This is a genomic window from Granulicatella adiacens ATCC 49175 (assembly GCF_025150565.1).
Lineage (GTDB): Bacteria > Bacillota > Bacilli > Lactobacillales > Aerococcaceae > Granulicatella > Granulicatella adiacens.
This window is the reverse complement of record NZ_CP102283.1, coordinates 302,385-315,061: the sequence shown is the minus strand read 5'-3', so window position 1 is coordinate 315,061 and position 12,677 is coordinate 302,385. Positions and strand designations below refer to the sequence as shown.

At 38.5% G+C, this 12,677-nt stretch carries 11 protein-coding genes and 1 other annotated feature; of the genes, 2 read left to right on the top strand and 9 right to left on the bottom strand.

Annotated features, from left to right (window positions below; genetic code table 11):
* Positions 1 to 23 precede the first annotated feature (23 nt).
* Positions 24 to 929, bottom strand: a complete 906-nt coding sequence (locus tag NQ540_RS01665; RefSeq protein WP_005607501.1) for a hypothetical protein — start codon at positions 927 to 929, stop codon at positions 24 to 26.
* A 201-nt stretch (positions 930 to 1,130) separates the two neighbouring features.
* On the opposite strand from NQ540_RS01665, the gene NQ540_RS01660 reads away from it, so the two are divergent.
* Positions 1,131 to 2,378 (top strand): CapA family protein, encoded by a 1,248-nt coding sequence (locus NQ540_RS01660; protein WP_005607503.1) that lies wholly within the window; start codon positions 1,131 to 1,133, stop codon positions 2,376 to 2,378.
* Positions 2,379 to 2,431: 53 nt separating this feature from the next.
* Here the strand turns inward: NQ540_RS01660 and dltC are convergent, their stop codons facing one another.
* From dltC to NQ540_RS01620, 8 genes are all read right to left on the bottom strand, one after another.
* A complete protein-coding gene (gene dltC / locus NQ540_RS01655) occupies positions 2,432 to 2,662 on the bottom strand; it encodes a D-alanine--poly(phosphoribitol) ligase subunit DltC (protein WP_005607505.1) in 231 nt (76 codons plus the stop codon).
* A 17-nt stretch (positions 2,663 to 2,679) separates the two neighbouring features.
* Positions 2,680 to 3,831, bottom strand: a complete 1,152-nt coding sequence (dltB, locus tag NQ540_RS01650) for a D-alanyl-lipoteichoic acid biosynthesis protein DltB (RefSeq protein WP_005607507.1) — start codon at positions 3,829 to 3,831, stop codon at positions 2,680 to 2,682.
* Between the two features lie 3 nt (positions 3,832 to 3,834).
* Entirely contained in the window at positions 3,835 to 5,313 is a 1,479-nt protein-coding gene (dltA, locus tag NQ540_RS01645) for a D-alanine--poly(phosphoribitol) ligase subunit DltA (RefSeq protein WP_039849230.1), read from the bottom strand.
* A gap of 263 nt (positions 5,314 to 5,576) precedes the next feature.
* The gene (locus NQ540_RS01640; protein ID WP_039849231.1) at positions 5,577 to 6,647 is read right to left on the bottom strand and encodes an LPXTG cell wall anchor domain-containing protein; all 1,071 of its coding nucleotides are present in this window, start codon (positions 6,645 to 6,647) and stop codon (positions 5,577 to 5,579) included.
* A 150-nt stretch (positions 6,648 to 6,797) separates the two neighbouring features.
* Positions 6,798 to 7,964 (bottom strand): M20 metallopeptidase family protein, encoded by a 1,167-nt coding sequence (locus tag NQ540_RS01635; RefSeq protein WP_005607511.1) that lies wholly within the window; start codon positions 7,962 to 7,964, stop codon positions 6,798 to 6,800.
* A gap of 344 nt (positions 7,965 to 8,308) precedes the next feature.
* Complete coding sequence (locus NQ540_RS01630) at positions 8,309 to 9,172, bottom strand: MetQ/NlpA family ABC transporter substrate-binding protein (protein WP_005607512.1); 864 nt, start codon at positions 9,170 to 9,172, stop codon at positions 8,309 to 8,311.
* Between the two features lie 428 nt (positions 9,173 to 9,600).
* Positions 9,601 to 10,296, bottom strand: coding sequence for a methionine ABC transporter permease (locus NQ540_RS01625; RefSeq protein WP_005607514.1), 696 nt, complete (start codon positions 10,294 to 10,296; stop codon positions 9,601 to 9,603).
* 1 nt (position 10,297) lies between these two features.
* Positions 10,298 to 11,344 (bottom strand): methionine ABC transporter ATP-binding protein, encoded by a 1,047-nt coding sequence (locus NQ540_RS01620; RefSeq protein ID WP_005607515.1) that lies wholly within the window; start codon positions 11,342 to 11,344, stop codon positions 10,298 to 10,300.
* A gap of 55 nt (positions 11,345 to 11,399) precedes the next feature.
* Positions 11,400 to 11,643, bottom strand: a binding site (T-box leader).
* Positions 11,644 to 11,799: 156 nt separating this feature from the next.
* Between NQ540_RS01620 and tehB the strand changes: the two genes are divergently transcribed.
* Positions 11,800 to 12,666, top strand: coding sequence for an SAM-dependent methyltransferase TehB (tehB, locus tag NQ540_RS01615; RefSeq protein ID WP_005607516.1), 867 nt, complete (start codon positions 11,800 to 11,802; stop codon positions 12,664 to 12,666).
* Positions 12,667 to 12,677 lie beyond the last annotated feature (11 nt).

Here is a 12,677-nt window from a genome sequence, read left to right as displayed (position 1 = left end):
TTTTGTTGTTTTGTTACAGTTTCTTAAGGTTTAGGAACTTTTGGTTGCGCTATCTTTTTTCGAAACATTTTATATAAGACGAATCCAGCAACCACTATACTTACCACAGCAATGGAATACTCTTCCCACGGAACAACAACGCCATTCGGTCTTGCATCGCCATTCGTCGAAACTAACTGGTGTTCCCTAGTAAACTCGCGCACTATTTCTTTAGCCTCGTTGAACGGATAGAACTGATCAAGAGATAGCTCACCTTTTACATTTGAGATACCTCCTTCTATTAAAGGAAACTCATGAAACATCACTTGGTATTCCCCATCAACTTTTATAAGCACTACCGGAATTTGTAGTTCTTTGGGCACAACAAACAAAATCTTTTCAACATTCAAGTTTTCCCTAGCAATCACTTCTTGTGCCACTTTCACAATTGAATGCTTATTTTTCTCATAAGTACTCACATACGCAACCGTCCATTTTCCTTGTGAGTGAATCAGTTTTTCTCCTTCTTCTTTTGTCAAATATCCCTGCTTCACTTTGTTTTCTATTTCCGACAAATTGGTTGGACCACCTATATAAAGATGTGCCTCTTTCTCCAATGTAGGGTTCTTAATTGGAACTACCCATTTATAGTTACTATCAGTTATGGTACGTTCAATTTCTTCACTATCTAGCTTCTTTTCATCTTTAAACAGCGGTACGTCATAGTATGTCTCGACAGCATGTTCAAAATCAACACCTTCTATATGTTCGTCCCCATCACGAGACATGTTAAGAATTTCTTCTTCTAGATGAATGATCTCATCTTTGGAATGAATCGAGGTTACCGCATCTCCATACACACTAGCGAATCTAAACTGCACTAGTACTAAAATTATTAAAGCAGTAAAACAACAAAAAATTCTTAGCAGACATCTATTTAACTTATGCATTATCCTACTCCCTCCCTGTAATGTTTTCCTACAACAAAAACTATCAAGTACTGCTTTCAACCAAATTATATAGCTATCAGCTGAGTAATTCTAGAGGGTATTGTGATTAAATTATTTATTTTCATATATTCTAAAATTAGCATTTAATTAAGAATTAATTCGGAGTATAATACAGTTACAACAGGTATTGGAGGGGAATCCATGAGAGGTAATTCACAGAACGACAAAATCAAGCGAATGGAATTTTACGGAATTTGTATCTTATCTGTATTTACGATTGCAGCAGGATTTCTTACACGCCCTTCCGCACAAGAAAGGTTAGAAACTGTTCAAACCGCGAAAACATCCGCTGAGCAAAATCAAGAGGCTAACGCTACACCAAATAACCCTCACTCTCCAACAACGAATAAGCAAGTTGCACGTATTACCGCAAGTGGGGATATGCTCTATCACGATATTGTTTATGGCAGCGCGTTTGACGGGAATTCGTATGATTTCAAAAATGACTATGAACAAATTACGCCACTCGTATCCAGCGCAGATCTTGCGATTGGGGATTTCGAAGGAACCATTAATCCAAATGAACCTCTTGCTGGATATCCACTTTTTAATGCGCCGGAAGAAGTAATCCAAAGTATTAAAGACGCCGGATACGACGTACTCGACTTAGCGCATAATCATATTCTCGATACAGGCATCGAAGGTTTGAAATACACCGCCAACGCCTTTCGTAAAAACGGTCTTGATATCTTCGGGGTAAAAGTCGATCCATCAGAAGGCATTCTTGTAAAAGAAGTCAATGGTATTAAAGTGGCTATTCTTGGATTTGCGTATGGTTTCAACGGAATCGAAGTTACACTCACCGACGAAGAATATAATAACCACTTATACGATTTGAATATGCAAAAGGTGAAACAGCTCATTCAACGCGCTGAAGAAATTGCTGACTTTACGATTGTGTTGCCACAAATGGGAGAAGAATATCACCTTCAACCAACACAAGGACAAATCGATACGTATCATCAAATGATTGAATGGGGTGCGGACGTGATTTTTGGTGGACATCCACACGTTATTGAACCAACTGAAACCATCACTAAAGACGGTGAAAAGAAATTTATCATCTACTCGATGGGGAATCTCCTTTCGAACCAACGCGTTGAAACCTTGGAAAATATCTGGACCGAGCGTGGTGTGATTATGGATATCACGATTGAAAAAGAAAACGGTAAGACGACCCTCACAAGCGTTAAGGCTCATCCAACATGGGTTTCACGAACTGAAATCGACCGCAGCTTTATGGAAGGACCTGCTTACGACTATCAAGTCTTTCTCGCTGAAAACTATATGCCAGGAGGACCTTTGGAGCATACCGTAGACAAAGAAACGCTTGAGAGAATTCAATCCGCTTATACCGAAGTAAACGAACTTTTAAACATTAAATTTTAAACACTCAAAAAGGCGCCTCCTACCTTCTAGGAAGCGCCTTTTACGATTTCAAATTAAGCTACACGTTCTGAAACGTATTTAATAATTTTATTTGGAGTATCGATTTCTTCATAAGTAACTTCTGTTGGAGCCACTTCGATACCGAACTCTTCTAAGCGAACAAGCAGTTCAACGAAAGCTAATGAGTCCATTAACCCTTCTTCTTTTAAGTTAATGTCTTTATCTTCGTATACTACTTCATCTTCACAAATTTCTTCTAGAATTTCTAAAATTCTTTCTTCCATATTTTTCTCCTACTTTCTTATATCAATTTACGGGCCCACTCAGACATTTTCCCTGAAAAAATCAAGAACCCAAACATCACTAAGTGCATCGTTATTATCCAGCTAATCACTTTATACCAGGTCTTATTCTTATTTTTCTTATAAAACTTCGATTTTTTCTGATACCACTCGAATGCTGCCATTAAGATTCCATGATAGAATCCATAAGCAATATAGTTCAATGTAATTCCATGCCAGAATCCCATAAAAGTCATGTTAATCATATAGGCAACCATTGCTGTCGTCAAGCGTTTTTTAAAGATTTTTTTTCGCATAAATCTCATAACAATACGAGAGAATACAAAATCCCTCAACCATGTAGATAGCGTAATGTGCCAACGATTCCAGAAATCTTTAATATCCACACTAATAAACGGAATGTTAAAATTCATTGGTGTTTCAATTCCAAGAATATTACTTGCTCCTACTGCCATCAGACTATACCCTGCAAAATCAAAGAATAAATATGCGGTGTATAAATACATATAAATAACGAAGAAAGAAAAGTCTTTATATCGAATGGATGTCATTTGTTGAAACACCATTCCAGAAATTACAAGCTTATAAAATAGTCCAAGAACCAGTCTAAAAATGCCTGTTCCCGCTAATTCTAAATACTCATCCTTTGTTCGTTGCTTTTTCCAATCTTCTAAGAATCTGCGACTGCGATCAATCGGTCCTGAACTTAGCGCAGGGAAGAACAATAGGAAGTGCACGTAATCTAGCGGCCCCATTGGTTTTTCGATTAACCCATCATAAATTTCAATAATGATTTGGATTAATTTAAAAGTCATGTAGGAAATACCTAAAAATCCAAGTCCCGAAATCTTAAATACAGCGAGAACTTTAACTAAAACAAGCGGTAGTCCTGCAAGAAAAATCATAAGAATCATTGTTTTCTTATGCTCTTTGAACTTCACACTCAGATGCATCAGTATATAACCTACTAAAACATAACCTATGATAGAGCCAAGATGCATAGGATTTTCTGCGAAAACGAAATAAACCATCAACGTAGAAAATACTAACGATAGATAGTAAGTAGATTTTTGAAAGACATTCATTATGAACGCTATTATAAGAATGAATCCCAGTGTCATAAAGAAGGATAGGCCTTCAAAATAATGCATCGACTACACAAGCTCCTTTAATTGTTTTTTATCAATCTTCCCGTTATTGTTTAACGGCATTTCATCTAAGAAAACGACTTTCTTAGGAATCATATATTCCGGCACATGTTGTGCTAATTCTTTTTTGACTAATTTAACCGTTTCAAAACGTTTTTCAATCGGTTCGTTATAGACTACAAACGACGTAATAGACTTCACTTTACCATCTGCAAAAGAAGGCACGGTAGCCGCTTGACGAATTTTTGGATTTTTCAATAAATTATTATCAATATCTTCTAATTCAATCCTGTGTCCATGCAATTTGATTTGGAAATCAATCCGTCCTTCGCAGAATAATAACTCTCCTTCGAAATGCCCCACATCTCCTGTTCGATAAGCACGCTCACCATCCACCTCAAAGAAATGCTTCTGATTCATTTCAGGATTTTCATAATATCCTTTCGCAACTGTATTGCCATAGATAATAATCTCTCCGCTATTTTCCCCATCAATCAAAACCGTCGTTCCTGGTTTAACAACTCCTACTGGCAAGTTATCAGGATAACGTTCCACTAATTCTTTTGTAAGTGGCATCCATGTGACCATTACAGTAGATTCTGTCGGTCCATAAGTATTTACGACTTCTGCTTTCGGGAATCGTTCCATTAATTTTTCTACGGTAGAACTAAATAATTTTTCTCCACAGAAAACAAATTGTTCCAGTTCAGGGAGCAAGTCTCCATTAAAACTTGGATCCGCCAAACACATTTCTGCAAAAGATGGCGTCGAAATCCAAACAGTCGCTTTTGATTCTTCTAAAGTTTTGAACAATACTTTAAAATCTTGTAAATGCTCTTTATCGATCTGAATCAGCGGAATGTGCATATACAATGCTGGCCATAAAGACATCACTGACAAATCAAAAGAAAATGGTGGATGCCCTAAGAAGACTTGAGGTCCTTTTCCATCATAATAAGCTGTATACCAATCTAAGAAGTGGTTTAAGTTTGCATATGTAATAGAGACACCTTTAGGCTTCCCTGTACTTCCGGAAGTGAAAATAATATAAAAAATATCTTCATCCTTCACATAATGTTCCTTAGAAACACGTTCTTTAGTTTTGGTAATGATTTTTTTAGCCTCATCTACTGTCATTATTGGCGTATCTAGTTCAATTGCCTCACTCACCAAAACGATTGGGCTCTTTACTGTTGCAGCAATATCTCTTACGCGATCGATTGGAGTGTTGACATCCACGGGGCAGAACGCTCTTCCGGATTTAACACAAGCTAAGAAGTACACAAGCATAAATGGATGCTTATGGCCATAAACCACAATCGGAGATTTATCCTCTTTATAAGTTTCATTTAAATAAAACGCCAACTTATCAGAGTACTCCCATACTTGTTTAGCTGTTAGTTCTTCTTCCTGCATTAAGTCGTGCTTATAAATCACTTTATCTAGTTGTGTATTTTTTTCTAATTGTTCTAATAAACGTGCCATCTTTTTCTCCCTTGAACACCTTTTCAAATTCTCTTTCTGAAAAACAATTGCCCTTGTTTTCATTACAAAAAGGATTATAGCATACTGGTATATACTTTCATATGAAATTTGGGTAAAAAATATAGATTTTTACTTTTTCTTAATAGCTTGCATGACTGTATTTTAACTGTTTCATTTTTTCTCAAAAAAACAAACTCTTAGACACACTGAATCGAAGGTATCTAAGAGCTTGCATGAGTGATTAAATTTAGGTAAATGAAAAATTATTTTTCTTCTTTAGCTTTTCTGAACCCAAAGATTGTTCCAAATCCAGCTACAATCGCAACTACTGCAGCCACTAAAGTATTATTTGATGTTGTACCTGTATTTGGTAATGTTTCTGCTTGTTCAGATTTTACTTGAGCACCTGGAACTTTTGCTTCTTTAGCGTCAGAGGCAGAAGTTACTTGTCCATTTTGTGCATTAACCGCAGCATTAGCATCAGAGTTTTGTGCATTCCCCGCATTTGTTTGTGTCGTTACTGCTGATGTAGCTACTGTTGTTACAGCTTGTGTTGTTGATGCTTGTGTTGTCGCAACCGTTGTAGCTTGTGTCGTTGGCGCTTGTGTTGTCGCAACTGTTGTAGCCTGAGTCGTTGGTGCTTGTGTTGTCGCAACTGTTGTAGTTTCTGTCGTTGGCGCCTGTGTTGTCACAGCGGTTGTAACCTCAGTCGTTGGTGCTTGTGTTGTAGCTTCTGTCGTTGGTGCTTGCGTTGTCACAGCGGTTGTAGCTTCTGTCGTTGGCGCTTGCGTTGTCACAACTGTTGTAGCTTCTGTCGTTGGCGCTTGTGTTGTTGTATTAGCTTGAGGATCCAATTTCTTCAACTCTTCTTCAACCTTCGCAACTTCTTTATCAATGTCTTCCATTTCTTTTTGGAAACCAGCTAAATCTGACTCTGCTTGAGCAACTGTGTCATCGTAGTCTGTTTGAGCTTCTTTCACTTTTTCTTCTAAAGCGGTGATTTCGCTTTGAGGTTTTCCTTCTGCTTTTGCTTGTTCCAACTCTTCTTTTGCTTGTTCTAGTTTTTGAGTTGCTTTATCAACGGCATCATTTACTTCAGCCACTAATTCTTCAACTTCTTCTTTTTGTTTTTTCAACTCTTCAAGTTTTTGGGCTAATTTTTCTTCAGCAGTCGGATTTGCTTTTTGTGCACCGGCATCACTTTGTGTCGTTTCTGCAGCTTGAGTAGTTTCTTCACTTGCTTCAGCAAAAATGCTAGGCAAATTCGTTACTACAGCTGTTCCCAATACTCCTGCTGAGACAATTCCCGCCAAAATTAATTTTTTCTTACCCATATATATTTCACTCCAATTATTTTTCAGTCTTTTTGCATTATACATCACTAACTTTTCAAAAACAATGCTTAGAACTTAAGAAAGTTAGTTTTTTCTATGAAAACTACTTCTACTTTATACAAGATACTCCAATCGTTTTGTAAATTGTTCTTAGGACAACCGTTGTAAAATATAATTTACCTCACAAGAAACACCTACAGACAGGATACTCTCATCGATATCAAATTTTTCATGATGATGTCCAAATGAACTTTCTTCACTTGAACTAGACCCTAAAAGACCATAGACACCTGGTTTATCAACTAGATAATCTGCAAAATCATCCGCTCCCATTGACATATCGTATTCCTTCAAAACTTGATGAATTCCTTCTACTTCTGAGACCGCTTTTTGAAATTCCAACGCTAATTCTGGAGTATTAATCACAGGTGCAGCTGCATCATACCAATCAATTTCAAATTCGCAGCGATTGATTTCGGCTACTCCACGCGCAATACGTGTAACGGCCTCTTTTAAATGCGCTCTCGTCTCATGACTGAACGCTCGAATAGTCCCTTCCAGTTCAGCATCATTCGCAACGATATTATAACGAGTTCCTGCATTTAGTTTTCCAATCCCAACAACCGCACGATCTCCTGGATTTATTTCTCTTGCAACGATTGTTTGAAGTGCAACCACTGTCTCGCTAGCCGTCACCAAAGCATCATGCCCTAAATGCGGACGTCCTACATGAGCACTTTTACCAGTAATTTTAATTTTAAAAATATCACATGAAGCATTTACAGGGCCTCCTTGAACGGCAAACGTTCCAACTGGTAAACTCGAATTCACATGAATCGCAAATGACTCATCGATATCATCGATTTGACCTGACGCCACGAATTGTTTTGCTCCTGCGCCAATTTCTTCAGCCGGTTGAAAGGCGATTTTTACCGTTCCAGAAAAGGTGTCTTTGATGTCGTTCAATAATTTAGCTGTTCCTAGCCCCATTGCTGTATGTGCATCATGTCCACAAGCATGGTTTAATCCTGGTCGTTTTGAAGCATACGGTTTTTCGGTGCAATCAGGGAGTTCTAAAGCATCGATATCAGCACGAAGCAATACTGTTCTCCCTTCTCCTTTACCACCTTTAATAATAGCTAAAGTACCTGTCTCCCCAACTTTTTCAAATGGTACCCCAAATGAAGTAAGTTCCTTTTGTATAAAAGCTGCGGTCTCAAATTCTTTTAAGCTTGATTCAGGATTTTCATGTAGATGTCTTCTCGTTTTTACGAGATACTCTTGTAATTTAGACGCTTTTTCTTGAATACCACTCATTTTATTTTCCTTCTTTCATTGAATATTGAATAAAGAGGCATGCTAAGCACGCCTCTCTCATTTTATTTTTTCGAAATATAACATGTAAGTTACATTTTGTAGTTGAGTTCGGGCTCACAGGACCGACGTCCACTTCCTGATATGTCCGCACGACTCGTTTCGAGTCCCTTGCGTCATATCAGTCCACTGGTTCGGCCCTAAGCGTTCGCCCTCTCATCCTAGTTGTAGTTGAGCTCGCCATCGCAGAAATGGCGTGCGTTTCCTGAAACGTCCGCACGACTCGTTCCGAGTCCCTTACGGCGTTCCAGTCCAACGTTCCATTTCTGAGCGCGATGTCTCACATCCTAGTTGTTTAATTTAGCTTTTTCCCAAACTGGTACGTTCGCACCTTTTGAAACTTCTTCAATTTTCTTAGCAGTTTCTGGTGATTGGTAGTATTCTACGATTTTTTTGTAGACTGCATTGTTTTCGTTACCTTCTTTAACAGCGATTACGTTGTAGTAAGGTTGTGAAGAATCTGTAATTTGTTCGATGAAGATAGAATCTTTTGTAGGTTGGAATCCAGCTTCTACAGCGAAACCATTATTGATTAATGAAGCAGCGACATCATCTAAAGCACGAGCTGTTTGGCCAGCAGGTAATTCTTTGATTTGAATGTTTTTAGGATTTTCAACGATGTCATCTTTTGTTGCTAAAGTGTTGTTAGGATCTTTTAATTTAATAACGCCAGCAGCGTGTAGTAAACGTAATGCACGTGAGTTGTTTGAAGTGTCTTCAGGAATAGCGATTGTATCCCCATCTTTTAATTCACTTACATCTTTAATTTTTTTAGAGTAAATTCCCATTGGCGCAATTACTGTATATCCAATTGGTTTGATATGTGTTCCTTGTTCTTTGTTGAAGTTTTCTAAGTAAATAATTGTTTGGAAAGAGTTCAAGTCAACATTTCCATTTTCTAGTGCTTGGTTAGGTTGTACGTAGTCAGTAAATTCTACTAATTCTACTTCAATACCTTCTTTTTCTTTCAAGCGAGCAATAACGTCATCCCAAACATCGTGGTTACCAGCATTAACTCCTAATTTTACTTGTTTCACTTCTTTTTTTGCTTCTGTTGAAGCATTGCTTCCTGAGTTAGATGATTGAGCAGCTCCACATGCTGCTAAAGTTAATGCTGCCGCTGCAGCTACAAATAATTTTTTAATGTTCATTTTATTTTCCCCTTTTGAGTTAGTTTATTTTTTGGGTGCGATTGGTCGCATCCTGGAGTTGAACTCAGGCTCGTAGCTTTCGCGTTCCTTTCCGACAATTATCCGCACGTCCTTATCGGACGCTTGCGTTAATTTCGGTAAAGGGTCGAAAGCTGACCACTCGCCCTCACATCCTGTTGTAGTTGAACTCGGGCTCACAGGTCCGACGTCCATTTCCTGATATGTCCGCACGACTCGTTCCGAGTCCCTTGCGTCATATCAGTCCAATGGTTCGGCACTGAGCGTTCGCCCTCGTATCCTGTTGTAGTTGAGTTCGGAAAAGCAGAAACGACGTCCACTTCCCGAAACGTCCGCAGAACGTTTCACGTTCCTTCCGGCGTTTCGGTCCAGTGATTCGTTTCTAACCGCTTTTCCTCACATCCTGGTTGTTATTTAGTGGCTTTTTTCTCTAAATAGTCACCGATTGCTTGGGTGATAAATACTACGATCAGCATGATAAGTGTCGATACGACGATAACATCTCCTTGGAATCGACTGTATCCTCTGGAAATAGCTACGTTCCCGATTCCACCGGCACCAAAGGCTCCTGCCATAGTCGTTAATCCGATTAAGCTGATGATTGTTAATGATCCTGCACGAATCAGACTTGGTAGTCCTTCTTTTAAGTACACTCTGAAAATAATTTCAAGTGGTGTACATCCCATCGCAACGCTCGCTTCAATAACCCCTTTATCTACTTCGGTTAAGGCTAGTTGCACCTGACGAGAGAAGAATGGTACAGTCGCGACGACTAGAGGGACGATTGCCCCTGGAATACCAATGGTTGTTCCGATAATAAAGCGAGTAAATGGAATTAATAACATCGCTAAAATAATAAATGGTATCGAACGGAAAATATTCACGATTTTATCTAGTATTAAATAGACAAATTTGTTTCCAAGGATATTCCCCTCACGTGTCACTACTAATGTCACACCTAAGGCAATCCCTAAAATTCCAGCGATGAAACCAGAAATTCCTACCATTATTAACGTATCCATCGTAGCTTTTATAATTTCTTCCCAAACTCTGGCATCAATATTTGGAAACCAAGATTTAAAATCTATCAATTCTAATACATCCATCCTAAGCACCTCCCTTTGACTCTTCTAAGACATCAACTGAAACACCTTGTTCTTTGATGTAAGAAAGTGCATTTTCAATCCCAGATTTTTCTCCTGATAGTCCCACTAATAGTGTTCCTACTGGTGTATCTTGAATAATCTCAACATTGGCAAACAAGATATTCGCTGCCACTTGGAATTGAGTCGATAGTTTTGTAATTAATGGCTCTCCAGTTGAAGCTCCTACAAAAGATATCTTCACTAAGTAGTCGCCTTCTTGTAGATTCAATAACTGCTCATGCGAAAGCACCGTTTCAATTCCTTGGTTGATATGAGTCGCTGTATCAATGAAGTCTTTTGTTAAGTCGCGTTCTGGGTTTGTAAAGATTTCAAGAACGCTTCCTTGTTCAATCACTTCGCCCTCCTCCATAACCGCTACTTTATTACAAATTTCTTTTACAACTTGCATCTCATGCGTGATGATGACGATGGTAATACCTAATTGTACATTTACTTTCTGCAATAATTCCAAAATCGAATAAGTTGTTTTAGGATCTAGCGCACTCGTTGCTTCATCACAGAGCAATACATCTGGGTCATTGGCTAACGCTCTGGCAATCGCGACACGTTGTTTTTGTCCCCCAGACAGCTGACGAGGATAACTGTTGACCTTATCTTCTAAACCTACCAATTCTAATAGGGATAGTACTTTTTGTTCAATTTCTGATTTGGTTTTCCCTGATTTTTTTAATGGAAAAGCCACATTATCAAATACTGATAAAGTATTCATCAAATTGAAATGTTGGAAAATCATCCCAATTTTCTTACGAGCTGCACGTAGTCCTTTTGGTTTCAACTTTAGTAAATCAACACCGTTTACCACCACATTCCCTTTGGTAGGGCGTTGGAGAAGATTAATCGTTCGCACTAGCGTACTTTTACCAGCACCACTATATCCGATAATCCCATAAATATCTCCTGGTTCCACATGCAAAGATACATTTTTTACTGCATTGACTACTTTTACACCTTGTTTAAAAGTCACGTCAATGTTCTCTAATTTAATCATGTGTTCTCCTTTCTTTTAAGCAAACAAAAATCGCCCTCCTACTAACATGAGTTAGCAAAAGGACGAGTCAAATTCCCGTGTTACCACCTTTGTTCATAGCATTCTCACAAATCCTATCTCCATCTGTTAAACAGGTCTCCTGTTTAACGAGAAGCTGTATCGGGCTTTCCCGTAACCGTCTAATGATTCGACAATTAACACTCAAAGGCCATCTTCAAAGTTGCAACCAATATCTCTTTTCACCAAACCGAGACTCTCTAAAAAGGATTCACTTCTACTCTCCTTATCACCGTGCGTTATAAGCATGAAACTAGGATAGCAACAATTCATATTCTAGTCAATTATCGCTTTTCTATCACTGGTTATAACTATTAGCTATAACGGAAATCTCTTTAGTTTTTCAACTCCTCTTTTTTTAGTACAATAATCCTATCACCATTGAAAGGAGACTATTTATGAGCCTCGATTTAATCCCATATAAAACAATGCCAATTTGGACGGCTAGCACTTTACCCGCACCCTTTCAAAAAATGCATAATACAAAAGTTGGAACTTGGGCGCGCTTAACCATTCTAGAAGGAGCCCTTACTTTTTATGAACTCGATGGAGAAGGAAATGTTCTTTCTGAGCATCTGTTTACAAAAGAATCCGACATTCCTTTTGTTGAACCTCAAGCTTGGCACCGGGTCTCCCCTGCTAGCGACGACTTAAGATGCTATTTAACTTTCTACTGTACTCCAGAAGATTATTTTTCTAAAAAATACGACTTAACAAGAACTCATTCGGAAGTCATTGAAGCTGCTCCGAAATTTGAAAAAGGACCGATCCTTGACCTTGGTAGCGGCCAAGGAAGAAACAGTCTCTATTTAGCCAAAAAAGGCTTTGAGGTTACCGCATTAGATATCCAAACCATGAGTTTAGCTCATCTCCAACAAATTGCCGAGGAGGAGGGGCTAGCTATTCACGTGGAGCCTTATAATATTGAAAGTGCGGACATCCCTGGCGGACTTTATAACGCCATCATTTCCACTGTAGTTTTGATGTTTCTAAATCCCGATAGCATTCCAGATGTCATTGAAAATATGCAATCTCATACAGCCCCTGGAGGATATAATCTCATTGTCGCAGCGATGTCTACCGAAGATGCCCCTTGTCCTGTGAATTTTCCAAAGACCTTTGCAACTGGTGAACTCAAAGAGTATTACAAAGATTGGACCTTCCATAAATATAATGAAGATTTCGGACAATTACATAAATTGGACGAACATGGAAATCGGATTCGGATGCGCTTTGTAACGATCCTCGCTCAAAAACCAAAATAATATTCTAATCC